Source organism: Agromyces bracchium (genome assembly GCF_009709675.1).
Classification (GTDB): Bacteria; Actinomycetota; Actinomycetes; order Actinomycetales; family Microbacteriaceae; genus Agromyces; species Agromyces bracchium.
On sequence record NZ_WMLB01000006.1, the window covers coordinates 292,243 to 319,006 of the forward strand.

At 71.5% G+C, this 26,764-nt stretch carries 23 protein-coding genes; 11 read left to right on the forward strand and 12 right to left on the reverse strand.

Features of this window, described 5'->3' with window-relative positions:
* Positions 1-16 precede the first annotated feature (16 nt).
* Entirely contained in the window at positions 17-391 is a 375-nt protein-coding gene (locus GJ743_RS02605) for an ArsR/SmtB family transcription factor (RefSeq protein ID WP_155050338.1), read from the forward strand.
* Between the two features lies 1 nt (position 392).
* Entirely contained in the window at positions 393-1,046 is a 654-nt protein-coding gene (locus GJ743_RS02610; RefSeq protein WP_155050339.1) for an SRPBCC family protein, read from the forward strand.
* A 94-nt stretch (positions 1,047-1,140) separates the two neighbouring features.
* Here the strand turns inward: GJ743_RS02610 and GJ743_RS02615 are convergent, their stop codons facing one another.
* From GJ743_RS02615 to GJ743_RS02670, 12 genes are all read right to left on the reverse strand, one after another.
* Positions 1,141-2,691 carry an APC family permease gene (locus GJ743_RS02615; protein ID WP_155050340.1) on the reverse strand — a complete coding sequence of 517 codons (1,551 nt, stop codon included), beginning with the start codon at positions 2,689-2,691 and terminating at the stop codon, positions 1,141-1,143.
* An 11-nt stretch (positions 2,692-2,702) separates the two neighbouring features.
* Positions 2,703-3,578 (reverse strand): universal stress protein, encoded by an 876-nt coding sequence (locus GJ743_RS02620; protein ID WP_328288718.1) that lies wholly within the window; start codon positions 3,576-3,578, stop codon positions 2,703-2,705.
* On the reverse strand, positions 3,575-4,960 hold the full coding sequence (locus GJ743_RS02625; RefSeq protein WP_155050341.1) for a flavin monoamine oxidase family protein: 1,386 nt from the start codon (positions 4,958-4,960) through the stop codon (positions 3,575-3,577). The genes GJ743_RS02620 and GJ743_RS02625 overlap by 4 nt, the downstream gene beginning before the upstream one ends.
* Before the next feature lie 109 nt (positions 4,961-5,069).
* Positions 5,070-6,536 (reverse strand): NAD-dependent succinate-semialdehyde dehydrogenase, encoded by a 1,467-nt coding sequence (locus GJ743_RS02630; RefSeq protein WP_155050342.1) that lies wholly within the window; start codon positions 6,534-6,536, stop codon positions 5,070-5,072.
* A gap of 43 nt (positions 6,537-6,579) precedes the next feature.
* A complete protein-coding gene (locus GJ743_RS02635) occupies positions 6,580-7,905 on the reverse strand; it encodes a Glu/Leu/Phe/Val family dehydrogenase (RefSeq protein WP_155050343.1) in 1,326 nt (441 codons plus the stop codon).
* Positions 7,902-9,260, reverse strand: a complete 1,359-nt coding sequence (gene gabT / locus GJ743_RS02640; protein WP_155050344.1) for a 4-aminobutyrate--2-oxoglutarate transaminase — start codon at positions 9,258-9,260, stop codon at positions 7,902-7,904. The genes GJ743_RS02635 and gabT overlap by 4 nt, the downstream gene beginning before the upstream one ends.
* A gap of 136 nt (positions 9,261-9,396) precedes the next feature.
* Positions 9,397-11,304 (reverse strand): ABC transporter permease, encoded by a 1,908-nt coding sequence (locus tag GJ743_RS02645; protein ID WP_155050345.1) that lies wholly within the window; start codon positions 11,302-11,304, stop codon positions 9,397-9,399.
* A 2-nt stretch (positions 11,305-11,306) separates the two neighbouring features.
* On the reverse strand, positions 11,307-12,476 hold the full coding sequence (locus GJ743_RS02650; RefSeq protein WP_155050346.1) for a type 2 periplasmic-binding domain-containing protein: 1,170 nt from the start codon (positions 12,474-12,476) through the stop codon (positions 11,307-11,309).
* Between the two features lie 106 nt (positions 12,477-12,582).
* On the reverse strand, positions 12,583-13,725 hold the full coding sequence (locus GJ743_RS02655; RefSeq protein ID WP_328288720.1) for an ABC transporter ATP-binding protein: 1,143 nt from the start codon (positions 13,723-13,725) through the stop codon (positions 12,583-12,585).
* A gap of 80 nt (positions 13,726-13,805) precedes the next feature.
* A complete protein-coding gene (locus GJ743_RS02660) occupies positions 13,806-15,395 on the reverse strand; it encodes a DHA2 family efflux MFS transporter permease subunit (protein WP_155050348.1) in 1,590 nt (529 codons plus the stop codon).
* Positions 15,396-15,426: 31 nt separating this feature from the next.
* Positions 15,427-17,052, reverse strand: coding sequence for an LVIVD repeat-containing protein (locus GJ743_RS02665; protein ID WP_196216883.1), 1,626 nt, complete (start codon positions 17,050-17,052; stop codon positions 15,427-15,429).
* 125 nt (positions 17,053-17,177) lie between these two features.
* Positions 17,178-18,146 carry a LysR substrate-binding domain-containing protein gene (locus tag GJ743_RS02670; protein WP_155050350.1) on the reverse strand — a complete coding sequence of 323 codons (969 nt, stop codon included), beginning with the start codon at positions 18,144-18,146 and terminating at the stop codon, positions 17,178-17,180.
* An 82-nt stretch (positions 18,147-18,228) separates the two neighbouring features.
* Here GJ743_RS02670 and GJ743_RS02675 point away from each other — a divergent pair, with 82 nt between their 5' ends.
* The 9 genes from GJ743_RS02675 to kynU are packed head-to-tail and all read left to right on the forward strand — an operon-like array spanning position 18,229 to position 26,706.
* On the forward strand, positions 18,229-19,743 hold the full coding sequence (locus tag GJ743_RS02675) for a 2-hydroxymuconic semialdehyde dehydrogenase (protein WP_155050351.1): 1,515 nt from the start codon (positions 18,229-18,231) through the stop codon (positions 19,741-19,743).
* Positions 19,740-20,603: a 2-keto-4-pentenoate hydratase gene (locus tag GJ743_RS02680; RefSeq protein ID WP_230386347.1), complete on the forward strand. Its 864-nt coding sequence runs from the start codon at positions 19,740-19,742 to the stop codon at positions 20,601-20,603. Before GJ743_RS02675 ends, GJ743_RS02680 begins: the two co-directional genes overlap by 4 nt.
* A complete protein-coding gene (locus GJ743_RS02685; protein WP_155050352.1) occupies positions 20,600-21,529 on the forward strand; it encodes an acetaldehyde dehydrogenase (acetylating) in 930 nt (309 codons plus the stop codon). The genes GJ743_RS02680 and GJ743_RS02685 overlap by 4 nt, the downstream gene beginning before the upstream one ends.
* The gene (gene dmpG, locus GJ743_RS02690; protein WP_155050353.1) at positions 21,526-22,578 is read left to right on the forward strand and encodes a 4-hydroxy-2-oxovalerate aldolase; all 1,053 of its coding nucleotides are present in this window, start codon (positions 21,526-21,528) and stop codon (positions 22,576-22,578) included. Before GJ743_RS02685 ends, dmpG begins: the two co-directional genes overlap by 4 nt.
* Positions 22,575-23,402 carry a 2-keto-4-pentenoate hydratase gene (locus GJ743_RS02695; RefSeq protein ID WP_155050354.1) on the forward strand — a complete coding sequence of 276 codons (828 nt, stop codon included), beginning with the start codon at positions 22,575-22,577 and terminating at the stop codon, positions 23,400-23,402. The genes dmpG and GJ743_RS02695 overlap by 4 nt, the downstream gene beginning before the upstream one ends.
* Entirely contained in the window at positions 23,399-23,863 is a 465-nt protein-coding gene (locus tag GJ743_RS02700; protein ID WP_155050355.1) for a RidA family protein, read from the forward strand. The genes GJ743_RS02695 and GJ743_RS02700 overlap by 4 nt, the downstream gene beginning before the upstream one ends.
* Positions 23,860-24,384, forward strand: coding sequence for a 3-hydroxyanthranilate 3,4-dioxygenase (locus tag GJ743_RS02705; protein ID WP_328288721.1), 525 nt, complete (start codon positions 23,860-23,862; stop codon positions 24,382-24,384). The genes GJ743_RS02700 and GJ743_RS02705 overlap by 4 nt, the downstream gene beginning before the upstream one ends.
* A gap of 4 nt (positions 24,385-24,388) precedes the next feature.
* Entirely contained in the window at positions 24,389-25,414 is a 1,026-nt protein-coding gene (locus tag GJ743_RS02710; protein WP_328288722.1) for an amidohydrolase family protein, read from the forward strand.
* Positions 25,411-26,706, forward strand: coding sequence for a kynureninase (gene kynU / locus GJ743_RS02715; protein WP_155050356.1), 1,296 nt, complete (start codon positions 25,411-25,413; stop codon positions 26,704-26,706). Before GJ743_RS02710 ends, kynU begins: the two co-directional genes overlap by 4 nt.
* Positions 26,707-26,764: the final 58 nt, after the last annotated feature.

A 26,764-nucleotide genomic window follows, 5' to 3' on the forward strand; every position in this document is an offset into this window, starting at 1 on the left:
GGTGAATTAATGAACCATGCACGCGCTCGACATCCTCGGAGACCCGGTCCGCCGCCGGATCCTCGAGCTGCTCGCCGACGGCGAGCTGGCTGCCGGCGACGTCGGGCGCATCGTGCAGGCCGAGTTCGGCATCAGCCAGCCCGGCGTCTCGCAGCACCTGCGCGTGCTGCGCGAGTCCGGCTTCGCGACCGTCCGGGCCGAGGGCACCCGCCGCCTCTACGCGCTCGATCCCGAGCCGCTCGCCGAGGCGGCGCAGTGGTTCACGCCGTTCGAGCGATTCTGGGCGCCGCGGCTGGACGCCCTCGGCACCGAACTCGCGCGCGGCCGCCGGCAACGCCGGCTCGCGGCATCCGCTGACCCAGCACCGCACCCATCCGAGCAGGAGCACTGACATGGACATCCGAGCACAGATCGACGCCGTCGACCGCGGCGTCGCGACCGAGGAGCGCGACGGCGAGCGCCTGCGCGTGCAGACCCTCGCCCAGACCTACCCGTCGCCGATCGACGACGTGTGGGACGCGCTCACGACGGCCGAGCGCATCCCGCGCTGGTTCCTGCCCGTGAGCGGCGACCTGCGCCTCGGCGGCACGTACCAGCTCGAGGGGAACGCGGGCGGCACCGTCACCGCGTGCGACGCGCCGAACTCGTTCACCGCGACCTGGGAGTACGGCGGCGGCACGACCTGGATCACCGTCCGGCTCACCGAGGTCGACGCGGAGCGCACGCGCTTCGAGCTCGAGCACGTCGCTCGCGCCGCCGACGTCACCGACGAGATGTGGGCGCAGATGGGCCCCTCCCCCACCGGCATCGGATGGGACGGCGCGCTGCTGGGTCTCGCACTGCACTTCACCACGCGCGAGATCCGGCCCGACAACTCCGCCGAGTGGCTGCAGTCCGACGAGGGCATGGCCTTCATGCGGTTGAGCGCCGACGAGTGGGCGCGAGCGGATGTCGCGGCCGGCGCCGACCCGGCGACCGCGGCGGCCGCGGCCGACCTCGTGTACGGGATGTACACGGGCGCGGCGCCCGCCCCGATGCCCGAGTAGCCGGGAACGCCGAACCGCCCCGCCGGGTGTCGCCGGCGGGGCGGTTCGCATTACGTGGGGGCCGGCACGGTGAGCACACCGGCCCCGCACGGGCTCAGTCGGCGGACGCCCGCGAGAGCACCTCGCCGCGGAAGAACGCCGGGCGCTTGATCGCCTGCCAGATCATGATCACGACGCCCGTGAGCAGCACGACCATGCCGAGGATGAACACGAGGCCGACGCCGCCGATGTTCGAGCCGCTGCCGTAGTCGGGGTCCATGCTGTCGACGAGCGTCGTCACGAAGAGCACCGACAGGATGACGCCGCCCACGAGCGGGAACAGCAGCGTGAAGAAGAACTCGCGCACCGAGCGGAACCACGTCTTCCGGAAGAACCACACCGCGGCGAAGGCCGTGATGCCGTAGTAGAAGCAGATCATCATGCCGAGCGCGGTGATCGTGTCCCACAGGACGTTCTCGCTCACGAAGCGCATGACCGCGTAGAAGACGGATGCCACGACCGCCGAGACGATCGTCGCGTAGCCGGGCGTGAAGAAGCGCGGGCTGACCTGTGCGAACTTCGGCGGCAGGGCACCGTAGTGGCCCATCGCGAGGAGCGTGCGCGCGGGCGACACGAAGGTCGACTGGAGCGACGATGCCGAGCTCGTGAGCACCGCGAGCGAGACGAGCACCGCGAGCGGGCCGAGGATCGGCCCCGCGAGCGCGAAGAACACGTTGTCCTGGATGTCGGGGTTGCCGAGGCCGAACTCGCCGGTGCCGACGCCCGCGAACGAGATCAGCGAGACCGAGATGAGCAGGTAGAGCGTGACGATGATGAGCACCGAGAGGGTCGCCGCGCGACCCGGCGTCTTCTCGGCACCCTTGGTCTCCTCGTTCATCGTCAGGGTGACGTCCCAGCCCCAGAAGATGAAGATCGACAGCGACAGGCCCGCCGCGAGGGCGCTGAAGTCGCTCACCGCGAACGGGTTGAACCAGCTGAGCTCGATCGGCGTCGCGTCGAACGCGTTGCCGTTCGCGACCTCGACGAGCGCCGCGACCGAGAACAGCACGAGCACGGCGACCTGGAAGCCGACGAGCCAGTACTGCAGCTTCTGCGTGGTGCGCATGTCGCGGTACGAGATCATCGTCGCGCCGAGCATGAAGAGCAGGCACACGACGACGTTGACGAACGGGTTCGCCGCGATGTCGGCGATCTCGGGGTTGCCCACGACCTGCGAGATGAGCAGGAAGAGGAAGTCGACCGCGATGCCGGCGAGGTTCGAGAGCACCAGGATCGTCGCCGCGACGAGGCCCCAGCCCGCCATCCACCCGATCCACGGGCCGAAGGCGCGCGTCGCCCAGGTGAACGACGTTCCCGAGTCGGGCATGCGGCGGTTGAGTTCGCGGTAGCCGAACGCGACGAGCAGCATCGGGATGAACCCGAGCAGGATGATCGCGGGGACCTGCGTGCCGACCTCGGACACGGTCGGGCCGAGCGCGGCGGTGAGCGTGTACGCCGGAGCGATGCACGAGATGCCGATGACGATCGCGCCGATGAGGCCGACGGATCCGGCCGACAGGCCCTTCTTGGTGATGCCGTGCTCGGACGAGTCGACCGCGCGGGTCGCCTCGGTGAGCGGGGCCTGGTCAGGCGAGTGTTGCGACATTGCAGCGTCTTTCAGGAGCGGGTGGTGCGCGGCACCACGATCATCGGTGCCGGGAGCTCGCGCAGCATCTTCGCCGCGGTCGAACCCAGGAACAGGTGGCGCGGCGCCGCGAGGCGGCTCGAGCCGACGAGCACGAGCTCGCCCTGGTGCCAGTCGAGCGCGCGGACCGCATGCTCGATGGTCTCGCCCGTCGCGGTCTCGACGGTCGCCTCGATGCCGTCCGGAAGGGCCTGGCGGGCCTCGTCGAGCACCTCCTCGGCGTGCACCGAGCTGGTGAGCGCGGCGAGGTCGGCGTCGAGGCCGGCGGGAAGGTCGATGGGCACGAGCGAGAGCAGGCGCAGCGGCGCGTGCGTCGCGCGTGCGAGTCGGATGGCCGACTCGAGCAGGGCGTCGGCGCCCGGGCGCGTGCCGACCGCGGCCGTGATGCGCGTGATGCCCTGCGATGCGGGCACCTCGCGGGACCCGGACGGTGCGAGGAGCACGGGCACGTCGGAGGAGTGCAGCAGCTCGTTCGCGACCGAGCCGATGCGCGAGCGGCCGAGGAGGCCGCCGCGGGCGGTGCCGATCACGATGAGGCGCGCGTCGAACTCGTGCGCGGCCTCGATGAGGCCCTCGGCGAACGACTCGGCGTAGCGGAGGTGCAGCTTCGACGCGACATCCGCCCCCAGGTGCTTGGACGCCTCCTCGAGCCACTCGCGCGACTGCGCGCGCAGGTACCGCTCGTAGCCGGCGTCCGCCGGGACGCTGGAGTTGCCGGCCTCGGACGGCAGGACCATGACGACCTCGAGCGGCGCGTCGGCCGCCGCCGCGAGGCGGCTCGCGACGGCGAGCGCGTCGGCGCCCGCGGCGTTCGCGGTGTACCCGACGAGGATGCTGGTCGCGGTCACGCGAGTGCCCCGCGCGTCTCGAGGGCCTCGAGCGCCTGCGACGCGACGAGCCGGCCCATGCGGATGGCGCCGTCGACGTGCTGGTAGCCCTTGCCCGCCATGTCGGAGCAGGCGAAGCGGATCGGGCCGACGGGCGTGCGGAGGTCGGCGCCGTAGCGCGCGAGGCCGCCCATGTCGAAGCTCGCGGCGTACGCGCCGCGGGTCCACTCCTCCGAGCCCCAGTCGGACTCGTAGTAGACGACCGGGTGCTTCGCCTGCTCGCCGTAGTAGTGCGAGAGCGACTCGAGGATGCGCTCCCTGCGCTCCTCGGCGCTGAGGCGGAAGACCTCGTCGGCCGCCTCGTCGGAGACGAAGCCGACGAGCGTCCCGCGGGTGTCGCCGTGGTTGGTGTTGTCGTACGCCTCGTGCGAGAGCTCGTACGGGCTGAACGCGGTGCCCGAGAGCCCCTGCTCGCGCCAGAACGGCGTCTCGTAGACGGCGTGCACCTTGATGACGAAGCCCATCGACACGTGCTGGTGCATCTGGTGCTGGAGGCGCGGCAGCGGCGGCTCGTACGAGATGCGGTCGTAGAGGATCGGCGCGAGCGCGAGCACGACCTGCTGCGCGTGGACCTCGAACGAGTCGCTGATCACCGTGACGCCCGCCTCGGGCGCCTCGGGGTTCCAGCGGATGGTGCGCACCGGCTGGCCGAGCTTCACCGCGTCGCCGAGGCGCTCGGCGAGGCGGATCGGCACCTGCTGGAGGCCGCCGACGACGCGCTTGTCGAGGATGAAGTCGGCGTCGACGAGGTTCGAGAACGAGCCAGCGGATGCCGCCATGAGCAGCGCCTGCAGGGCCGAGAACGCGTGGGTCGGCTTGGTGAGCATCGCACCGGCGATGAACATGCCGATGTTGAGCTTCGCCTCCTCGTCGTCGGTCTGCGTGCCGAGCCACTCGGCGAACGAGATCTCGTCGAGCTCCTTGGCGCGCGGGTGCGCCCACGGCGCCTCGGGGTCGATCTCGGCGACGAGCTGGTCGAGCTTCTCGATGAGGCCGACGATCTCGCCCTCGGTCTGCGCGGGCACCGGGAAGATCTCTCCCTCGAAGAGGCGGCGCTCGCCGTCCTCCGCAATGTAGACGTTCCTGCCCTCGCGGTAGCGCTCGTACGTCTCGAGCCCGAGCTCGTCGAGCGTCTCGATGAGCGCGTCCTGGTCGGGCGAGACCCACTGGCCGCCGATCTCGAGCATGGCGCCGTCGACGTCGCCGGTCCAGAGGCGACCGCCGACGCGGTCGCGGGCCTCGAGCACGACGACGTCGCGCCCGGCCTTCACGAGCTCGGTCGCGGCCGTGAGGCCGGAGGCGCCTGCGCCGACGATGACGACGTCGGTCTCGATGCGTTGCATGGTTCTGGTCTGCTTTCTGTGCACGCCGGTGATCGAGTAGGCCCGGAGGGCCGTACCGAGATCTCGATACGCGGCTGCGCCGCTACTCGATCACCAGCACGATCCGGTCTCAGGCCGGGATCAGGGTGTACTTCGTGTCGAGGAACTCGTGGATGCCCTCGAAGCCGCCCTCGCGGCCGATGCCCGACTGCTTGACGCCGCCGAAGGGGGCGGCCGCGTTCGAGACGAGGCCCGTGTTGAGGCCCATCATGCCGGTGTCGAGGCGGTCGATCATGCGGTGGCCGCGGGCGAGGTCCTGCGTGAACACGTAGGAGATGAGGCCGTACTCCGTCGAGTTGGCGAGGCGCACGGCCTCGTCCTCGTCGGCGAACGTCGTGATGCCGAGCACCGGTCCGAAGATCTCCTCGCGGAGCAGGCGCGCGTCGGAGGTCACGTCGCCGAGCACGGTCGGCGCGTAGAACGAGCCCGCGCCGTCGATCGCCGAACCGCCGGCGAGGACCGTCGCGCCCTTCGAGACCGCGTCGGTCACGAGCTCGTGCGTCGACGCGACCGCGTCGTCGTCGATGAGCGGGCCGATGTGCACGCCGTCCTCGGTGCCGCGGCCGACGCTCATGCCCGAGACGCGCTCGGTCACGCGGCGCGCGAACTCGGCCGCGACCGACTCGTGCACGATGAAGCGGTTCGCCGCCGTGCACGCCTGGCCGATGTTGCGGAACTTCGCGACCATCGCGCCCTCGACCGCCTTGTCCAGGTCGGCGTCCTCGAACACGACGAACGGGGCATTGCCGCCGAGCTCCATCGAGGTGCGGAGGATGCCCTGGGCGGACTGCTCGATGAGCTTGCGGCCGACCTCGGTCGAGCCGGTGAACGAGAGCTTGCGGAGGCGCGGGTCGGCGATGATCGGGGCCGAGACCTTCGACGAGCTCGTGGTGGTGACGACGTTCACGACGCCCTTCGGCAGCCCGACCTCCTCGAGCAGCTGCACGAACGCGATGGTCGTGAGCGGCGTGAGCGCGGCGGGCTTGACGACCACGGTGCAGCCCGCGGCGAGCGCCGGGGCGATCTTGCGGGTCGCCATCGCGAGCGGGAAGTTCCACGGCGTGATGAAGTACGACGGGCCGACGGGGCGCTGCGCGACCACGATGCGGCCGGTGCCCTCGGGGTTCCAGCCGTAGCGGCCGGTGATGCGCACGGCCTCCTCGCTGAACCAGCGGAGGAACTCGCCGCCGTACTTGACCTCGCCGCGCGCCTCGGCGAGCGGCTTGCCCATCTCGAGCGTCATGAGGAGGGCGAAGTCGTCGGCCCGGTCCATGAGCGTGTCGAAGGCGCGGCGGAGGATCTCGCCGCGCTCGCGCGGCGCGGTCGCGGCCCACGCGTCCTGCGCGGCGACGGCCGCGTCGAGCGCGCGGATGCCGTCGGCGGCCGAGGCGTCGGCGATGGTCTTGATCACGTCGCCCGTGGCCGGGTCGCGGACCTCGAAGGTCTTCCCGCCCTCGGCGGCGACCCACTCGCCGCCGATGTACAGGCCGTCGGCGACCTGGTCGAGGAGTGCGGATTCCTGCGTTGCAGTGGTCATGCTCGGAGTGTCCGTTCGTTCGGTGTGCGCTGGTGGCGCGCGATCACGGGTAGAGGCCGCGGAGGCGGTGGGCCTCGGCGACACGCTCGACGGCCAGAGCCGTGGCGGCGGTGCGGAGCGAGAGGTCGCGGGCCTCGGCGTAGCCGAGGACATGACGCCAGGCGTTCAGCATCCGCTCCTCCAGTCTGCTCTCGACTTCGTCGACCCGCCACCAGTACGCCTGGTTGGCCTGGACCCACTCGAAGTACGAGACGATGACACCGCCCGCGTTGGCGAGGATGTCGGGGACGACCAGCACGCCGCGCTCCCGGAGGATGGCGTCGGCGGCCGGGGTGGTGGGGCCGTTCGCGCCCTCGACGACGACCTTCGCGAGCACGTCCGCGGCGTTGCCGCCGTGCAGCACGCCCTCGACCGCGGCCGGGACGAGCAGGTCGACGTCCTGGGTCAGCACGGCGTCGCGGTCGAGTTCGTCGCCGCCGGCGAAGCCGACGACCGAGCCGGTGGCGCGCACGTGGTCGGAGAGCGCCTCGATGTCGAGACCGGCGTCGTTGCGGATCGCACCGTATTGGTCGCTGACCGCCGTGACGCGCACGCCGCCCTCGGCGAGGAACCGCGCGGCATCCGCACCGACCTTGCCGAAGCCCTGCACGGCCGCGGTCGCACGACCGGGCTCGATGCCGGCGTGGCGCAGCGCGGCGAGCGCGATGTGCGTCACGCCGCGCGAGGTGGCCGACGCCCGGCCGAGCGAACCGCCGAGCGCGATGGGCTTGCCCGTGACGATGCCGGGCACGGTGTACCCGGAGTTCACCGAGTAGGTGTCCATCATCCACGCCATGGTGCGCTCGTCGGTGCCGATGTCGGGCGCGGGGATGTCGCGCTCCGGCCCGATGATCGGCAGGATCTCGCTCGTGTAGCGGCGGGTGACGCGCTCGAGCTCGCCGACCGAGTGGTCGCGCGGGTCGATCGCGATGCCGCCCTTCGCGCCGCCGTACGGCACGTCGAGCAGGGCGCACTTCCAGGTCATCCACATCGCGAGCGCGCGCACCTCGTCGAGGTTCACGTTCGGCGCGTAGCGGAGGCCGCCCTTGGCGGGGCCGCGGCTGAAGTTGTGCTGCACGCGGTAGCCGAGGTACACCTCGGTCTCACCGGAGTCGCGGCGCAGCGGCACCGCGACCGCCATCTCGCGACGCGGGGTCGCGAGCATGCGGTGCAGGCCATCGCCGTAGCCGAGCAGCTCGATCGCCTCGGCCAGCTGGGCGCGGGCGTCGACGAGCGGGGTCGGCTCGGCGTCGGCGACCGGGTTCACGGGCACGGATGCCGCGTCCGCGAGGATCACGGGCGACGCCGTCGTCGCCGTCACGGGGTTCATGCGCTGCGCAGCCCTTCCGCGACGACCTCGAGGCCCTCGACGAGCAGCTCGTCCGAGATGGTGAGCGGCGGGAGGAAGCGGATGACGTTGCCGTAGGTGCCGCACGTGAGGACGAGCACGCCGTTGGCGTGGGCGTACGCGGCGACCTTCGACGTGAGCGCCGCATCGGGCGCGCCGGTGGCGGGGTCGACGAGTTCGACGGCGACCATGGCGCCGCGGCCGCGGACGTCGCCGATGCGCGGGTCGGCGGTGCGGAGCGCGTTCAGGCGGCCGATGAGCACCGAGCCGATCTGCTTGGCGCGCTCGATGAGGCCGTCCTCCTCGTACGACTCGATCGCGGCGAGCGCCGCGGCGCAGGCGAGCGGGCTGCCCGCGTAGGTGCCGCCGAGGCCGCCGGCCATGGCGGAGTCCATGATGTCGGCGCGGCCGGTGACGGCCGAGAGCGGCAGGCCGCCGGCAATGCCCTTCGCGGTGACGATCACGTCGGGCACGATGCCCTCGTGCTCGCTCGCGAACCAGGCGCCGGTGCGGGCGAAGCCGGTCTGCACCTCGTCGGCGATGAAGACGACGTCGTTCGCGTTCGCCCACTCGACGAGCGCCGGCAGGAAGCCGGGTGCGGGCACGATGAAGCCGCCCTCGCCCTGGATGGGCTCGATGATGATCGCGGCGAGGTTCTCGGCGCCGATCTGCTTCTCGATCTGCGTGATGGCGCGGGCCGCGGCCTCGGCACCCGACAGGCCGCCGTCGCGGAAGGGGTAGCTGAGCGGGGCGCGGTACACCTCGGGCGCGAACGGGCCGAAGCCGTTCTTGTACGGGATGTTCTTGGCGGTGAGCCCCATCGTGAGGTTGGTGCGGCCGTGGTAGGCGTGGTCGAAGGCGACGACGGCCATCTTCTTCGTGTGGTGACGTGCGACCTTGATCGCGTTCTCGACGGCTTCCGCGCCGGAGTTGAAGAGCGCGGTGCGCTTCTCGTGGTCGCCGGGGGTGAGCCCGTTGAGCTTCTCGGCGACGGCGACGTAGCCCTCGTAGGGCGCGACGGTGAAGCACGTGTGGGTGAACGCGTCGAGCTGGGCCTTCACCGCGTCGACGACGCGGGGGTTCGAGTTGCCGACGCCCGTCACGGCGATGCCCGAGCCGAGGTCGATGATCGAGTTGCCGTCGGCGTCGACGATGACGCCGCCGCCGGCCGCGACGACCGAGACGGGGATGGTGTGCCCGACGCCCTTCGCGACGGCCTGCGCCTTGCGGGCGATGAGCTCCTGCGAGCGCGGGCCCGGGATGCTGGTGACGAGGCGGCGCTCCTGCGGGAGGGCGGGGCCGCCGACGGTGGTGGCCGTGGGTTCGACGATGGTCATGGGGTGCTCCGATGCGGTGACGACGGTGGCGATGTCGGGCAATGGTAGGCAGCCCGAAACGGATGCCACCCCCTCCCAGATGTACATCGGAAGGGGGTGGACGTGCCACGCCGTACAAATCGGTGTCGCCGGGAGGTCAGCGGCGCGACAGCTCCCGCACCTGCTCCGTCGCGACGGAACGCGTGTCAGTGGCATCCGGGTCATCCGTCGCCTCGACGGCCGCGGCCGCGGCGCCCAGCGCATCGGTCGCGCTCGCGACGACCCGCCCGCGGCGCGATGCGCGCCCGATCGCGCGGAGCGACACGAGCCACTGCAGGCCGTAGCCGATCGCGAAGACGAGGAGCGTGAAGATGAGGGCCATGGCCGCCCCCTGGTCGGGCGCGTAGAGCTGCGCCGAGCGCGGGTTGATCATCGCGTACATGTACACGGAGAGCGGACGCGACTCGGGCGTCGCGAGGAACGCCGGCAGCGTGAACTCGTTCGTGCCGAGGATGAACATCTGGATCCAGACGGCGAACACCGTGGGGGCGAGGAGCGGCGCGACGATGCGCCGGAACCCCTCGAGCCGGCTCGCGCCGCTGATCAGCGCCGCCTCCTCGAGCTCCTTCCGGATCTGCAGGGTCGCGCTGAACCCGGCGCGGTAGGCGATCGACACCCGGTACGAGTACGCGATCACGAGCGCGGCGATGGTGCCGGCGAGCGGGATCACCGGGTTGATCACCATGAACGTCAGGAACATCGCGAAGCCGGCGATGACCGCGGGGATGGCGACGCTCGACGATGCGAAGAGGTCCATGCTCCTCGTCCACCCGGTCGCGCGGGCACGCGCGATCCCGTACGCCAGCACGGTCGCCGCACCGCACGCGATCGTGGCGCTGCCGCCCGCGATGATGAGCGTTCGACCGAGCGACGCCCAGAACTCGCCGTCGGCGAGCACCTCGCCGAACGCCCCGAACTGCGTCTGCGTACGGAGCGCCTCGAACGAGAACGCCAGCGGATACGGGGTGATCGCCGACCAGAACAGGGCGAAGAGCGGGAGCACGGCCGTGAGCATGGTGAAGACGACGACGGCCAGGAGCACCGGGATGCGCCATCCGCCCAGTTTCATGGTGGTGGGCCGGAAGCCCTTGCCGGAGATCGAGGCCCGCCGCTCGGCGTCGCGCGTCGCGCGGAGGTAGATCACGAACGCGATCGTCGTGATCACGAGGAACACGCACCCCCAGGCGGCCGCGAGGCCGTACTGCGGCAGCTCGCCCGCGCCCGCACTGATCAGCGTCCAGAGCTTCAGGGCGAAGATCGACTTGCCGGACTCCTGGCCGAACAGCAGCGGCACCTCGAGGCTGCCGAGGCCGAGGATGAACGTCAGCACGGTCACGCCGAGCAGGCCCGGCCAGAGCATCGGAAGGGTGACCCGGCGGAGGGTCTGCCCCCAGCCGGCGCCGGAGACGCGCGCCGACTCCTCGAGCGAGCCGTCCATGCCCGTCAGGATCGGCACGATCATCAGGAACGGGAACGTCACGTTCGTGAGCGACTGGATGACGATCATCGTGGGGAACGAGTACGGGTCGATCGTCACGTCGGCCATGCCGGGCACGAGGTGGATCAGCTGGTTCAGCACGCCCGACTCGGGCGAGAGCATCAGCAGGTACGCCTGCGCCTTGACGATCGGCGGCACGATGAACGGCACGATGACGAGCAGCGAGATCACCCGCCGGAACGGCGCGTCGGTCCGCACGGTGATCCACGCGAGGCCGAACGCCATGAGCAGCGACAGCACCGTCGACCCGCCCACGAACGCCGCGGTCGACCCGAGCACGGCCCAGAAGTCCTCGCGCAGCCCCCACAGGGTCGCGAAGTTGTCGACCGACCACCGCGCCGACGAGACGCCGAACGGGAGGAACGGACCACGGAAGGCCGTGATCACCTGCACCGCCAGCGGGATGGCGAGCAGCAGGAAGATCACCGTTCCGGCGACGACCGTCGCGACCGTCATCGTGGTCGGCCGGGTCCGCCCGGCCCTCGTGGCCCGTTCCGCCCTGGACATGGCTATCCGTTCAGTGCCGCGTCGGCAGCGTTCGTGAGGGCGATCCACTCGTCGCGGGTCGCCTCGGTCTCGGTCTCGGCGCCGTTCTCGATGCTCTGCAGCAGCGCGTCGGCGTTCGTCTTCATGAGGCCGGTCGCCTGCTCGAACAGCGACGACGGCAGGCCGGGGTAGGGCACCTGGGTCGTCGCGAACCGCTCGTCGGTCATGCGCAGCTCGAGCCACGTCGGGTCGTAGGCGTTCCAGAGCGCCCAGAGCATGGCGCCCGGCTTGTTGGCGGCGTCGACGTTCACGCCCGAGAACTGGGCGAACACGCCGGAGTGCTCGAACGGCTGTGCCGCGAGGCTCGGGTTCGGGTTGAACAGCGTCTGGTTCAGGGCGATCGGCACGTCACCGCTCGAGAGCGGCGAGTTCTGGTCCTCGAGCACTTGGAGGGTGCCGGACGACTTCAGCTCGCCGATCAGCTCGACCATGGCGTCCTCGCCCTCGGCCATGCCGTACCCGGAGAACACGATCGGGTTGTAGTTCGCGATCGAGACCGTGCCCTCGAACTCGGGCGCGAGCAGGTCGTCGAGCGAGGCCGGGGCCTCGATCCGGTCGGTGTTGACCTGCATGAGCGAGCCGTTCATGCTGTCGGGCAGCATCTCGGGCGCGCCGAGCTGGAGGAACTCCTCGGGCACGCCGAACTGCGTCCAGTCGACCTCGTCCCAGTACCCCTCGTCGGTCATCGCGGCCGCGGAGAGCAGCGAGCCGGAGAGCACGTCGGTGTTGCGGCCGCCGGTGGCCTCGGCCGAGATGACGGCCGACGGCAGGTTGTAGGTCAGGCCTCGGGTCTCGATCTCGAGGTCGGGGTAGCGCGCGTTGAACTCCGCGATCACCTCCGGTGCGAGCTCGTACCAGTCCCAGACCACGAGACGACCGCCGTCGGTCTCCGTGGCCTGCTCGTAGAGGGCGTCCATTTGCCGGTCGATCTCGGGCCAGAAGTCCTCGTAGAAGTTCTCGCACCGGGTGAAGGCACCGATCTCGACCGCGTCGCAGGTCGCGCCGGTCGTCGCGTCGCCGGCCGGTTCGAGCGCGGCGGGCGCGTCGGCCCGACTCGAACTGCAGGAGCTGAGCAGCAGCATGCCCGCTGCGGCGAGGGCGACGGTGCCGCCCCGGAAGGTACGAACGTTCATGATCCCTGGTGCCTCTCTGTCGATGGAACGGGTGATGGTGCGGGTGGAGCGGTGGAGCGGGTGGGTGGGGTGGAGCGGGGGGCGCGGGTCGGGGCCGGTCGGTCGCCTAGGCCGCGAGCACGCGGCAGGCCTGCGGCGCGAGCTCGAGGAACACCGAGCTCCCCTCCGCGGGCGAGTCCATGGGGGCGCCGCGGGCGACGATGCGCCCGACGGTGGTCTGCTCGTGCACGATCTCGGCCTCGTACTCGACGATCTCGCCGAGGAACTCGACCCTGGCGACACGCGCGGCGAGCAGGTTGGGTCGGTCGACGGATGCCTCGTGCCAGCGCACGCTCTCGGGACGGATCGTCACGGTGACCTCGGCCCCGGTTCCGCTCCCGGCCGGGCACGGCGTGACGAGCTTGGTCCCGAACGCCTCGACCAGGGCGTCGCCGTTCGCGTCGCGATCGCGCACGACGGCGGGGATGAGGTTCACCCGCCCGACGAAGTCGGCGACGAACCGGTCGGCGGGCGCGAAGTACAGCTCCTTCGGGGCGGCCTCCTGCACGATCCGCCCGCCGTTCATGACGGCGACGCGGTCGGACATCGAGAGCGCCTCGGACTGGTCGTGCGTGACGTAGAGCGCCGTGATGCCGAGGCGCTGCTGGAGGCTGCGGAGCTCGTTGCGCATCGTGTCGCGCAGCTTCGCGTCGAGGTTGCTCAGCGGCTCGTCGAGCAGCAGCAGCCGCGGTCGGTGGGCGAGCGCCCGCGCGAGCGCGAGTCGCTGCTGCTGGCCGCCGGAGAGCGCGGTCGCCGGCCGATGCGCGTACGCGTCGAGCTGCACGAGCTCGAGCGCCTCCATCGCGCGCTGCCTGGCCTGCTTCTTCGGCAGCTTCCCGGCGGAGACCTGAAGCGGGAAGACCGCGTTGGCGAAGACGCTCATGTGCGGCCAGATCGCGTAGTTCTGGAAGACCATGCCGACGTCACGCTTGTCGGGCGAGACGTGCTCGCTTCCGGTCGAGAGCACGCGTCCGTCGAGCGAGATCACGCCGCCGTCGCTCGTCTCGAGGCCCGCGACGCAACGGAGCGTGGTCGTCTTGCCGCAGCCGGAGGGCCCGAGGAGCGAGGTGAATGTGCCTGGCTCGATGGTGAAGCTCACGCCCTTCACCACGGGGACCTCGGCCCCGTCGAGGCGGTAGTGCTTCTCGAGGCCGTCGACGACGAGTCGGCCGCCTCCGCGGGCTTCGGTCATGTCGGCGGTCGTGGTCACGGCCGGCCTCCTTCGGCGATCTTTGTATTCTGGATCCAAGGTTGCTTCGACGAGCGCCCCGGCGGAACGTGCGGGGGCCATCAGCGTTCGGCCCCCGATGTCGAGACTTCGGCGCGAGCGGATGCCTCGGCGTGGACGGATTCGCCGGCGCCGGCGGTCGCGTCCAGCCCGGCGGATGCTCCGCCGCGCGCGGCGCTCGAGGCATCCGGCCCCTCGCCCCACCCGACGGTGACCTTCGGCCTGGCGAAGCACAGCACCACGACCGCGCAGAGCGCGAAGGCGGCGACCGCGAGCAGGAGCGAGTGGCCCATGGCGACCGAGAACCCATCGACGACCGCTGCCGGAAGCCCGCCGCCCGCGCCGGGCGTCGCCTCCTCGGCGTCGAACCCGGGCAGCTGGGCCGACAGCGCGACGCTCATCAGCGCGGCGATCGCCGCGGAGCCGAGCACCGACCCGACCTGCCGGGTCAGCGTGTACACGCCCGAGCCGGCGCCGGCGTGCTCGCGTGCGAGGTTCCGGGTCGCGGTCGACGCGAGCGGCGCGAAGACGCCCGAGATGCCGATCCCGAGCAGCGCCGACGGCAGGAGCAGCAGCCAGAGCGGGGCATCCGGTCGGAGGACGGCGGCGTACCAGCCGAGCGCGACCGCCGAGGTCGACAACCCGGCGACCGCCACCCACTTCGGGTCGACGCGGTCGCTGAACCGCCCGACGAACGGCGCGAGCACCCCCGACACGACCGCCATCGGCGCGAGCATGAGCGCCGCCTGGGTCGGCGGGAGCCCGAGCGCGACCTGCAGGAAGAACGCGAGCGGGAGCGGCATCGCGGTCATCGCGACGCCGACGAGCGAGATCGCGACGTTCGAGAGCGCGAAGTTCCGGTCGCGGAACAGGCCGAGCGGCAGCAGCGGCTCAGCCCGATTGAGCGCCTGCCACGCGATGAAGCCCGCCATGACGATCACGCCGGCAACGATGACGCCCCACACGGTGACCGGGCCCACGATCGTGCCCCAGTCGTAGGTCGGTCCCTCCTGGACGCCGAACACGATGAGGAACATGCCCACCGCGCTCAGCACGACGCCGAGCCAGTCGAACCGGTGCACGCGCGTCTCGAGGCTCGGCACGAGCCGCCAGGCGGCGACGAAGGCGATGATCCCGACGGGCACGTTGACGAAGAACACCCACTGCCACCCGAGCGAGTCGACGAGCACGCCGCCGAGGATCGGGCCGAGGAGCGTCGCGACGCCGGCGACCGAGCCCCAGAGGCCCATCGCCGCCCCGCGCTGGTTCGGCGGGAAGACCCGGGTGATCACGGCCATCGTCTGCGGGGTCATCAGCGCGGCGCCGAGGCCCTGCGCGGCGCGCGCCGCGATGAGCATCGCGATCTCACCGGACAGCCCGCACCAGAGCGACGCGAGCGTGAAGACGACGAGCCCGACGAGGTAGACCCGCTTCGGCCCGAAGCGGTCGCCGAGCCGGCCCGTGATCAGCAGCGGCACGGCGTAGGCGAGCAGGTAGGCGCTGGTCACCCAGATCACCGTCGTCAGGTCGGTGTCGAGGTCGGCGAGGATCGCAGGGTACGCGATCGACACGATCGTCGTGTCGACGAGGATCATGAAGAACCCGATGACGAGCGCCCAGAGGGCGGGCCAGGGTCTGGTGCTCCGGTTCATGGTCGGCATTCGCAGGCGGATGGCTCTGGGCTCAGGTCTCGTCGGGGCGGTCGGCGCCCGGCAGGCCCACGACCGGTTCGCCGAGCAACGGGGTCGAGACCGCGTAGATGCCGTGGTTCGCGAACAGCCAGATCAGGTTGCGATCCCACTCCACGAAGATGCCGTGGACGGGGGCGGCGAGGTCGTCGTCGTCCTTCAGGCCCATGGGCGGCACGAAGTAGGCGCCCACCTTCGGGTCCTCGGGGTCGCGCACGTCGAAGACCTGCAGGCCCGCGGCGTAGAACGCGTAGGGGATCACGCCGCCGTGCGGGGTGCCGGTGTTGGTGAAGTACCCCGAGCGCTTCGGGCCGAACGAGCCGCGGCGCTGCGCCCAGTCGGTGAACTTCGCTTCCGCCGGCGGCAGCGGGCGCGGCAGCGTGCGCACGACGCGTGGGCTCGTCGGGTCGCTGACGTCGACCTGGTAGATCTCCTTGGCGGGCTCGTAGCAGTCGGTGTTCATCGGGTAGCCCGACACGTAGACGTAGCCGGTCTCCTCGACCTGGGTCGTGTCGACGTTGTCGCCCTCGGTGCCGGCGACGCTCGTCGGCAGCCGGCACCAACCGACGTGGTGGATGTTCGAGGGGTCGGAGACATCCAGCACGAAGAATCCCTGGCCGCCCTGCGCCGCGTAGGCGTACCTGCCGCCGGCCTCGACCGATCGCGGCATGAACACGCCCATGCGCGAGCCGAACCAGCTGGTCCGGTTGTTCCAGCGGTCGTTGCCGGCGAGGTACTCGGAGTCGGCTTCCTCCCCTTCGCGGGTGCCGGGCACCCACCAGGTCGAGAGCAGCTCGGGCTTCGACGGGTCGGAGACGTCGTAGGCGGCGTGGCCGGCGGCCCAGAGCGTCGTCTTGTACGGCTGGTTGGTGAAGGTGTTGTCGGGTGCGGTGGCCACGAAGAGGTACCGGTCGCCGTAGTAGACGGGCAGGTCGAGCACGCCGTTGCCCTCCTGGATCTCGTCGGGCCCGTGGTTCGGGTCGGTCGAGACCTGGGTGAGCAGGGTCCAGTCGCGCGGGCTCGGGCCGTTCATCTGCCAGGTGCGGAACCCGCGGAGGCCCTCCCACTCCTTCAGCTGCCCCTCGACGGTGTCGTCGATCCACTTGTTCGCGACGCGGCCCTTGAGGAAGTACCGCGGGGTCTCGCTCGCCTGGATCGCGATGTGCCGGCCGAGCCGCTCGTTCCACTGCACCGTGGTCGCGCCGAACTCGGGGCGGGGGTCGCCCCAGCCCCACTGCTCCTCGTCGACGACCTTCAGGTCACGGGGGTCGGTGATGTCGTAGAGCTTCCAGTGGTTGCCGCCGCCGTAGTGCAGCATGTAGCGCGTGCCCTCCCAGTCGTAGATGCACTGCCACGAGTGGCTCGTGTTCACGACGATCGGGTAGAACGCCTCGGCCTTCGCGTTCAGCGCGTAGGTCTCGGGGTCGCGGTAGTCCAGCTGTCCCGGCCAGTCGACGAACACGTCGCGCGGCACCGACGGCGTGTGCGCCGGCGGCAGGAAGGTCCCGTCGGGCTGCATCCCCCAGGTCCCGGCCTCGGGGTCGGCCGGCTCGCCGACGACCCGCTCGAAGTCCTCGGGGCGGTACTTCTTCGCTTCGGCTACGTAGGGGGATCCGGCCATGACGCCTCCAGGGTCGGGAGAAGAATCGGGTTCGACGCGTCCATGCGTCGACCCCTTCAGCGTCATCGGCCGGATCGATGCTGTCCAATATCTATACGGGTCGTTGCCATGACCGTATGGGCATATCAGCCGGATGGCGCGGCATCCGCCGTCGCGTACTCGCGCTCGAGCGCAGCGAGCCGAGCCCCCTCCTCCCGCAGGTGCACGAGGAGCGCGGCGGCCGCCGGAGAGGGCGTCCGATCCTTCGGCAGCGTGACGCCGACCGACCGGCGGATCGAGCTGAGCGGCGTCGGCAGGAGCTTCACGCCGCGGTCGTCGACCGCGATGAACATCGGCAGCGCGGCGATGACGTCCGTCGACACGAGGAGGCTCCGCAGCGTCAGCATCGACGTGCACTCCACCCGATCGGCCGGCAGCGGGAGCCCCTCGTGGAAGAACACCGCCTCGAGCTCGGCGCGGAGCGCCGTCTGCGCGACGGGGAAGATCCAGGGGTAGGCGAGCAGCTCGGCGAGCGAGGTGCCCCTCGAACCCGCATGGACCGGATGTCCCGCACGAGCCACGAGCCGGATGGGCTCCTGGTGCAGGCGCTCCTGCTCGAGTCGCACGGGCACGGTCGGCGAGAGCCGGCCGACCGTCAGGTCGAGGTCACCCGAGAGCAGGAGCTGCTGCAGCATGTCGGGCGTGCCCTCGCGGACGACCACGGTGAGGCGTGGATGCTCCGCCTTCAGCGCGGCGATGGCGCGAGGCAGCAGCAGGTTGGAACCGGCGAGGTGCGTGCCGACCGTCACCGTGCCGAGCTGGCCGGTCTGCAGGAGGCGGACCTCCTCGTCGGCCGCGCGGAGCTCGGCGATGACGGACCGGGCGCGCTCGATGAACGGCGCGCCGTACTGCGTCGGAGCGACGCCCCGCGGCATCCGCTCGAACAGCTGCACCCCGAGGAGGTCCTCGACCTCGCGGAGGCCGCGGGTCACGACGGGCTGGGTGATGTGCAGCGACTCGGCGGCGCGCACGAGCGTGCCCTCGTCGGCGATGGCGATGATGAGCACGAGGTGCCGGAGCTTGAGCCGGCCGTCGAGGAGTCGATCGGTGACCATGGCCGGGACTATAGCCGGATGGGCATGGCAGCGCATCACAAGAGCATTTGTCGGCATCGTTCGCGCTTCCTAGCCTGAACGCATGCCCTCCCCGACGACGCCGGCACCGATCACGGCCCCTCTCCCGACGCGGAGCCCGACCCCGCGCGAGCTCCGCAACGTGATCGGCGGCGAGTTCGTCGACGGGGTGGGCACCTTCGAGAAGATCGACCCCGTCGACGGCACGCTCGTCGCCGTGGTGCACGAGGCCGGACCGCGGGAGGTCGACCGCGCGGTCGCGGCCGCGCGTGCGGCACTCGAGGGCCCGTGGGGTCGCATGCCGGTCGCCGAACGCGCCCGGCTGCTCCGCCGGGTCGCCGACGTCGTCGAACGCCGCAGCGAGGAGCTCGTGGCCGCCGAGGTCGGCGATACCGGCAAGCCCGAGACGCTCGCCCGCGACCTCGACGTCGCGCGCGCGGCGGCGAACTTCCGCTCGTTCGCGGACACGGCCTCGGCCGCCGGCCTCGACTCGTACCTCACCGAACTCCCCGACGGTCGCCGAGCGCTCAACTACGCGGTCCGCGCCCCGCTCGGCGTCGTCGCCGTGATCGTGCCGTGGAACCTCCCCCTGCTCCTGCTCACCTGGAAGCTCGCACCGGCGCTCGCCTCCGGCAACACCGTCGTGGTGAAGCCGTCGGAGGAGACCCCGTCGTCGGCCACGCTGCTCGCCGAGATCCTCGCCGAGGCCGGGATCCCCGACGGGGTCGTCAACGTCGTGCACGGGTTCGGGCCGGGCTCGGCCGGCGAGCACCTCACCACCCACCCCGGCATCGACGGCGTGACCTTCACGGGCGAGTCGAGCACGGGCTCGGCCATCATGCGCGCGGTCGCCCCCCGCGTCCGCCCCGTCTCGTTCGAGCTCGGCGGCAAGAACCCCGCGATCGTGTTCGCGGACGCCGACCTCGACGCGGCGATCGCCGGGCTCGCCCGATCGACCTACCTCAACACCGGCCAGGTGTGCCTCTGCACCGAGCGCATCTACGTCGAGCGCGCCGTGTTCGACGACATCGCCAACGGCCTCGCCGCCCACGCCAGGCGCCTACGGCTCGGCCGCCCCGAGGATCCCGCGACCACGACCGGCCCGCTCATCTCGGCCGCGCACCGCGACAAGGTGCTCTCGTACTACGACCTCGCGATCCGCGAGGGTGCCGAACTGCTGGCCGGCGGAGGCGTCCCCACGCTCGGCGACGGCCTCGATGCAGGCTCGTGGATCGAGCCGACGCTCTGGACCGGCCTCGACAACGCGAACCGCACGGTGCGCGAGGAGATCTTCGGGCCGGCCGCGGTCGTCATCCCCTTCGACACCGAGGAGGAAGCCATCGCGCTCGCCAACGACACCGACTACGGACTCGCCGCGGTCACCTGGACCACCGACCTCGCGCGCGGCCACCGGGTCGCCCAGCGCCTGCGTGTCGGCATGTCGTGGGTGAACACCTGGTACCTGCGCGACCTCCGCAGCCCGTTCGGCGGCGTGGGGCTCTCCGGCATCGGCCGCGAGGGCGGCCTGCACTCGCTCGCGTTCTACACCGAGCCGACGAACGTGTGCGTGCAGCTGTGAGCGCGACGACGACCCCGAGGCGCGGCCAGACCGCCGCCGCCGTCGATGCGGTGCACGCCGCCGAAACGCTCCTCCGCGCCGCCGCGTGCGCCCGGATCCCCTGCGCGCCGGTCCGCGACCTCATCGGCGACGACGACCAGGAGACGGCCTACGCGGTCCAGTCCCTCGGCATCGCCCGCCGGGTCGCCGAGGGCGCCAGCATCGTGGGCCGGAAGATCGGCCTGACCTCGCCCGCCGTCCAGGCGCAGTTCGGCGTCGCCACGCCCGACTACGGGGTGCTCCTCGACGACATGGTCGCCGACGACCGCGAACCGCTCGACCTCGGCCGGTTCCTCCAGCCGCGCGTCGAGGCCGAGGTGGCGTTCGTCCTCGGGCGCGACCTCGACTCGCCGACCACGCACGTCGCCGACGTGATCCGGTCCACCGAGTTCGTGCTTCCGGCGATCGAGGTCGTCGACTCGCGGATCGCGGGGTGGGACATCCGCATCACCGACACGATCGCCGACAACGCCTCGAGCGGTGCGGTCGTGCTCGGGACGACCCCGCGGCGCCTCGACGGGCTCGACCTCGCCGGCGTCGGCATGCGCCTCGACCACGCCGGCGGGCCGGTCTCGACGGGCGCCGGCTCGGCGTGCCTCGGCAGCCCGGTCATCGCCGTGGCCTGGCTCGCACGGGCGGTCGCCCGGCACGGCCGCCCGCTCCGCGCGGGCGAGGTCGTCCTGTCGGGTGCGCTCGGCCCGATGGTCGACGCGACCCCGGGGGTCTTCCACGCGCGGCTCGACGGGCTCGGCGAGGTCCGCACGGAGTTCACCGGGCACGCGGCGACGGCCGCCGCCGCAACGACAGGAGCAGCAGCATGACGACGGCGGTCGCGATCATCGGCTCGGGCAACATCGGCACCGACCTCATGATCAAGGTGAAGCGACTCTCGGAGACCCTCCGCGTGGTCGCCATGGCGGGCATCGATCCGGATTCGGACGGTCTCGCGCGAGCACGCCGCCTCGGCGTCGCGACGACCCACGAAGGCGTCGACGGGCTCGTCCGCCTGCCGGAGTTCGCCGATGTCGAGCTCGTCTTCGACGCGACCTCCGCCGCAGCGCACGCGCGCAACGACGCCGTGGTCCGCGATCGCGGACGGCTCGTGGTCGACCTCACGCCGGCCGCGATCGGCCCGTACGTGGTGCCGGTCGTGAACCTCGGCGAGCACCTCCACGCGACGAACGTCAACATGGTCACGTGCGGCGGCCAGGCGACGGTCCCGATGGTCGCCGCCGTCTCGCGGGTCGCCCCGGTCGCCTACGCCGAGATCGTCGCGTCGATCGCCTCGAGGTCGGCGGGCCCGGGGACCCGGGCCAACATCGACGAGTTCACGCAGACCACCGCGCGGGCGATCGAGGCGATCGGGGGCGCGGAGCGCGGCAAGGCGATCATCGTCCTGAACCCCGCCGACCCGCCGCTCATCATGCGCGACACCGTCTACTGCCTCGTCGCCGACGAGGTCGACGAGCCCGCGGTGCGGCGCTCGGTCGAGGCGATGGTCGCGGACGTGCAGGACTACGTCGGCGGCTACCGGCTGAAGCAGGACGTGCAGTTCGACCCGGTCGACGAGCCGTACGTCCCCGCCCTCGGGCGGGGGTTCCGGGGAACCCGGATCACGATCATGCTCGAGGTGGCGGGCGCGGGCCACTACCTCCCCGAGTACGCGGGGAACCTCGACATCATGACCTCGGCGGCACTGCGCACCGCCGAGCGCCTCATCGCCGAGCGGACGGGGGTGCCGGCATGACCGGGACGACACCGCGGGTGTACCTCCAGGACGTCACCCTGCGCGACGGCATGCACGCCATCGCGCACCGCTACACGGTCGACGAGGTGCGCGCGATCGCGTCGGCGCTGGAGGCGGCCGGCGTCGACGCGATCGAGGTCGCGCACGGCGACGGGCTCGGCGGCTCGAGCGTCGCGTACGGGCATGGCGCCCGCACAGACGAGCAGTGGATCGAGGCCGCAGCTTCAGTGCTGCGGCGAGCGCGGCTGACCACGCTGATCCTCCCCGGCATCGGCACGATCGACGACCTCGCGCGGGCGCGCGACCTCGGCGTGACCAGCGTGCGCGTGGCGACCCACTGCACCGAGGCGGACGTCGCCGCGCAGCACATCGGCTGGGCCAAGGACCAGGGCATGGATGTCTCGGGGTTCCTGATGATGAGCCACCTCAACGATCCGCGCGGTCTCGCCGAGCAGGCGCGGCTCATGGAGTCGTTCGGCGCGGACTGCGTCTACGTCACGGACTCGGGCGGACGCCTCACGATGCGCGACGTCGCCGATCGCATCGATGCGTACCGCGAGGTGCTGGACCCCGCGACCGAGATCGGAATCCACGCGCACGAGAACCTGTCGCTGAGCGTGGCGAACAGCGTCACCGCGGTCGAGCACGGCGCGACCCGGGTCGACGCCTCGCTCGCGGGCCAGGGCGCCGGTGCCGGCAACTGCCCGATCGAGGCGTTCGTGGCGGTCGCCGACCTCCTCGGCTGGTCGCACGGCGGCGACCTCTTCGCCCTGCAGGATGCTGCAGAAGACCTGGTCCGCCCGCTCCAGCGCCGCCCAGTGCGCGTGGACCGCGAGACGCTCACGCTCGGCTACGCCGGCGTGTATTCGAGCTTCCTGCTGCACGCCGAACGTGCAGCGGAACGCCACGGCCTCGATGCCCGCGACATCCTCGTCGAGCTCGGCCGGCGTCGCATGATCGGCGGCCAGGAGGACATGATCGTCGACGTCGCGCTCGACCTCGTCGCCGCGCGCGACGCCTTCGACGGAGCCGAGGAGGGCGTCGCATGAGCACGAACGCCGCCGCCGTGGCATCCGTCGACCCCTCGACCGACCCGGCCGGGATCGAGGACCTCGCCCGCGCACTCGACCGTGCGGAGCGGCGCCGCACGCCCGTCGCCCAGTTCTCGGCCGATCGACCGCTCGACCTCGACACCGCCTACGCCGTCCAACGGTCGCTCATCGCCCGCCGAACGGCCCGCGGCGAGCGAGTCGTCGGCCTGAAGCTCGGGTTCACGAGCCGAGAGAAGGCGCGGCAGATGGGCGTCGACGACGTCATCATCGGTGCGCTCACCGATGCGATGCGCATCGACGACGGATGCCGCGTCCCGGACGACCGCGGCATCCACCCGCGCGTCGAACCCGAGGTCGCCTTCCTGCTCGGGCCGACCTTCGCCGACCCGGGCGCCGATCCGTCCACCGCGATCGTCGCGGTGGCCCCGGCGCTCGAGATCATCGACTCGCGGTACCGCGACTTCCGGTTCGACCTCGGCGACGTGGTCGCCGACGACGCGTCGGCCTCGGCGTTCGCCATCGGGCCCTGGCGTGCCGCCGACGAGGCCGGTCCGCTGGAGAACCGGGCGGTCGTCCTGGAGATCGACGGTCGCGCCGTGGCGACCGGATCCACCGCGGCGATCCTCGGCGACCCGGTGCGCGCCGTCGCCGCCGCGCGGCGGCTCGCCCGCGACCACGGCCTCGAGCTCCGGGGCGGCATGGTGCTCCTCGCGGGCGCGGCCACCGCGGCGGTGCCCATGCCCGCGAACGGCAGCGTCGCCGCCGAGGTGAGCGGACTCGGGCGCGTCGTCGTCCACGTCGGCGAGGAGGAGCCGCGATGACCGTCGAGGCGATCACCGTGCGCGGCGGAGCGACGCCGCGCGGCCGCTTCCCGCACGCCAGGCGCGCCGGCGAGTTCGTGTTCGTCTCGGGCACGAGCAGCCGTCGCCCCGACAACACCATCGCGGGGGCCGAAGCCGACGAGTTCGGCGCGACCCGGCTCGACATCGCCGTCCAGACCCGCGCGGTCCTCGAGAACATCCGAGCCATCCTCGCCGAGGCCGGCTGCACGCTCGACGATCTCGTCCAGGCGACTGCCTACCTCGTCGATATGAACGACTTCGCGGGGTACAACGCCGTCTGGGCGGAGTACTTCGACGAGACGGGCCCGGCCCGCACCACGGTCGCGGTGCATGCGCTCCCGCACCCGCACCTGCGGATCGAGATCCAGGCCGTCGCCCTCGCCCGGAACCCCATCAGCTCCACCACCAGAACCAGCACCACCATCGAGGAGGAACCGTGACCACCATCCCGCCCGTCATCGACTTCGCCGCCTGGATCCGCGAGCACGAGCACCTGCTGAAGCCGCCGGTGAACAACAAGCAGGCCTGGGAGCCGATCGGCGACTTCATCGTGCAGGTCGTCGGCGGCCCGAACCAGCGCACCGACTACCACTTCGACCCCTACGAGGAGTGGTTCTACCAGTACCGCGGGAACATGCACGTCAACGTCATGACCGAGGACGGCCCGCAGCGGATCGACATCCGCGAGGGCGAGATGTGGCTGCTGCCCGGCAACGTCTACCACTCCCCGCAGCGCCCGGAGGCCGGATCGATCGGCATCGTGATCGAGCGCATCCGCGAGGAGGGCACCCTCGAGAAGTTCGCCTGGTTCTGCCCGAACTGCGACACGAAGGTGCACGAGGTCGAGCTGCAGGTACGCGACATCGTCGAGGACCTCCCCCCGGTGTTCCGCGACTTCTACGAGAGCGAAGAGGGCCGCACCTGCCCGAAGTGCGGCGCCGTCCACCCAGGCAAGGGCTGACCGGGTGGGCTCGATCGACGTCCACACGCACTTCGTGCCGAGGAGCTGGCCCGACCTGAACGATCAGGTCGGGCCGGGCACCTGGCCGACGCTGCGCGTGGACTCCGAGCGGGAGGCGATGATCCTCGTCGGCGGGGCCGAGTTCCGGCGGATCGATGAGAGCTGCTGGGACGCCCGCGCCCGGCTCGAGGACATGGATCGGGACGGGGTCGACATCCAGGTCGTCTCGCCGACCCCCGTGTTCTTCTCCTACGACCAGCCCGGCGACCGAGCGGCCCGCGTCGCCCGCATCTTCAACGACCTCGCGCTCGAGGTCTGCGCGCCGGCGCCCGACCGGTTGATCCCGTTCGCCCAGGTGCCCCTTCAAGACACGGATGCCGCGTGCGAGGAGATCGATCGCGCGATCGCGTCGGGCCACCGCGGCGTCGAGATCGGCAATCACGTCGGCGACCGCGACCTCGACGACGAGGGCATCGTCACCGTCCTGCAGCACTGTGCGGCAACCGGGGTCCCGGTGTTCGTGCACCCGTGGGACATGCCCGGTTCGCCGAGGCTCGAACGGTGGATGGCGCGCTGGCTCACCGGCATGCCGGCCGAGACGCACCTGTCGATCATCGCGATGATCCTCGGCGGGGTGTTCGACCGCGTCCCGCCCTCGCTGCGGATCGCGTTCGCGCACGGCGGCGGCTCGTTCGCGTTCTGGCTCGGCCGGTTCGAGAACGCGTGGCACCAGCGGCCCGACCTCATCGGCGTCAGCGACCTGCCGCCCTCCTCGTACCTCGATCGCTTCAGCGTCGACTCCGTCGTCTTCGACCCGGCCGCGCTCCACCTGCTCGTCGACACGCTCGGCGCGTCGCAGGTGATGCTCGGCAGCGACTACCCGTACCCGCTCGGCGAGCGGCCGGTCGGCAGCGTCGTCGAGCGTTCCGAACGGCTCGACGACGACCAGCGGGCCGCGATCCTGCACGAGAACGCCCGGCGCTTCCTGGCGCTCACCCCGACCACGACCCGAGAGGCGGTCCCATCATGATCAAGCTGAGCGATGCGGCATCCGACCTGGCATCCGACCGGCGAACGCTCGACCGCGCGACCTGCGAGGGCCTCGACGCCGCCGACCCCCTGGCGTCCTTCCGGGATCGCTTCGACCTGCCGGACGGCGTCGTCTACCTCGACGGCAACTCGCTCGGCGCCCTCCCCCGGGCGACCCGGGCGCACGTGGACCGGGTCATCGCCGAGGAGTGGGGCGTCGGACTCATCCGGAGCTGGAACGACGCCGGGTGGTTCGCGAAGCCGCAGGCCGTCGGCGATCGCATCGCCCCGCTGATCGGCGCGGCGCGTGGCGAGGTCGTGCTCGGGGATTCGACCTCGGCGAGCCTCTTCCAGGTGGTCGCCGCGGCGGCCCGGCTCCGTCCGGAGCGGCGCGTCATCGTGGCCGAGCGGAGCAGCTTCCCGACCGACCTGTACGTGATCGAGAGCGTCCAGGAGGCCGTCGGCGGTGCCGAGCCGCTCGATCGGAGGCTCGTGCACGACGATGGCCCGACGCTCGACGACGTGCTCGACGACGACGTCGCGGTGGTCGTGCTCACGCACGTCGACTACCGCACCGGCCGGATGCACGACCTCGCCGAGGTGACCGCCCGCGTGCACGCGGCGGGCGCGATCATGGTGTGGGACCTCTGCCACAGCGTCGGGGCCGTGCCCGTCGACCTGGGTTCGGCCGGTGCGGACTTCGCGGTCGGGTGCACGTACAAGTACCTGAACGGCGGCCCGGGTTCGCCGTCGTTCATGTGGGCGGCGTCACGCCACCACGACGGCGCCCGGCCCGCGCTCACGGGCTGGCACGGCCACGCCAGGCCGTTCGACTTCGAGGTCGGCTACGAACCGGTCCCGGGGATCGGCCGGTTCCGGGTCGGGACGCCCCAGCTGCTCTCGCTCTCGGCGCTCGAGGCGAGCCTCGACATCTGGGACGACGTCGACATGGCGCTGGTGCGCGAGAAGAGCCTCCGGCTCACCGAGCTGTTCGTCTCGCTCGTCGACCGGCGACTCGCGCACTGGGACGTCGAGGTCGTCACGCCTCGTCGCTCCTCGCTCCGCGGAAGCCAGGTGGCCCTCCGCCACGAGGACGGCTACGCGGTCATGCAGGCGCTCATCGAGCGCGGCGTGATCGGCGACTTCCGTGCGCCGGACCTCATGCGATTCGGCTTCACGCCGCTGTACGTGTCGCACGCCGACGTGTGGGATGCCGTCGACGTGCTCCACGACGTGCTGTCGAGCGAGGTGTGGCGCGACCCGCGTTTCGCGCACCGCGGCGCCGTCACCTGAGGCGGCTCCGATCCACCGGGTTGTACACTCGGCGCTGAATGTTCGACTCGTCGTACAT

What these genes read in the sequence shown, in the direction of transcription:
- GJ743_RS02605 (WP_155050338.1), top strand. Translation starts at nt 17, where the DNA reads ATGCACGCGCTCGACATCCTCGGAGACCCGGTCCGCCGCCGGATCCTC.
- GJ743_RS02610 (WP_155050339.1), top strand. Translation starts at nt 393, where the DNA reads ATGGACATCCGAGCACAGATCGACGCCGTCGACCGCGGCGTCGCGACC.
- GJ743_RS02615 (WP_155050340.1), bottom strand. Translation starts at nt 2,691, where the DNA reads ATGTCGCAACACTCGCCTGACCAGGCCCCGCTCACCGAGGCGACCCGC.
- GJ743_RS02625 (WP_155050341.1), bottom strand. Translation starts at nt 4,960, where the DNA reads ATGCAACGCATCGAGACCGACGTCGTCATCGTCGGCGCAGGCGCCTCC.
- GJ743_RS02630 (WP_155050342.1), bottom strand. Translation starts at nt 6,536, where the DNA reads ATGACCACTGCAACGCAGGAATCCGCACTCCTCGACCAGGTCGCCGAC.
- GJ743_RS02635 (WP_155050343.1), bottom strand. Translation starts at nt 7,905, where the DNA reads ATGAACCCCGTGACGGCGACGACGGCGTCGCCCGTGATCCTCGCGGAC.
- gabT (WP_155050344.1), bottom strand. Translation starts at nt 9,260, where the DNA reads ATGACCATCGTCGAACCCACGGCCACCACCGTCGGCGGCCCCGCCCTC.
- GJ743_RS02645 (WP_155050345.1), bottom strand. Translation starts at nt 11,304, where the DNA reads ATGTCCAGGGCGGAACGGGCCACGAGGGCCGGGCGGACCCGGCCGACC.
- GJ743_RS02650 (WP_155050346.1), bottom strand. Translation starts at nt 12,476, where the DNA reads ATGAACGTTCGTACCTTCCGGGGCGGCACCGTCGCCCTCGCCGCAGCG.
- GJ743_RS02660 (WP_155050348.1), bottom strand. Translation starts at nt 15,395, where the DNA reads ATGAACCGGAGCACCAGACCCTGGCCCGCCCTCTGGGCGCTCGTCATC.
- GJ743_RS02665 (WP_196216883.1), bottom strand. Translation starts at nt 17,052, where the DNA reads ATGGCCGGATCCCCCTACGTAGCCGAAGCGAAGAAGTACCGCCCCGAG.
- GJ743_RS02670 (WP_155050350.1), bottom strand. Translation starts at nt 18,146, where the DNA reads ATGGTCACCGATCGACTCCTCGACGGCCGGCTCAAGCTCCGGCACCTC.
- GJ743_RS02675 (WP_155050351.1), top strand. Translation starts at nt 18,229, where the DNA reads ATGCCCTCCCCGACGACGCCGGCACCGATCACGGCCCCTCTCCCGACG.
- GJ743_RS02685 (WP_155050352.1), top strand. Translation starts at nt 20,600, where the DNA reads ATGACGACGGCGGTCGCGATCATCGGCTCGGGCAACATCGGCACCGAC.
- dmpG (WP_155050353.1), top strand. Translation starts at nt 21,526, where the DNA reads ATGACCGGGACGACACCGCGGGTGTACCTCCAGGACGTCACCCTGCGC.
- GJ743_RS02695 (WP_155050354.1), top strand. Translation starts at nt 22,575, where the DNA reads ATGAGCACGAACGCCGCCGCCGTGGCATCCGTCGACCCCTCGACCGAC.
- GJ743_RS02700 (WP_155050355.1), top strand. Translation starts at nt 23,399, where the DNA reads ATGACCGTCGAGGCGATCACCGTGCGCGGCGGAGCGACGCCGCGCGGC.
- kynU (WP_155050356.1), top strand. Translation starts at nt 25,411, where the DNA reads ATGATCAAGCTGAGCGATGCGGCATCCGACCTGGCATCCGACCGGCGA.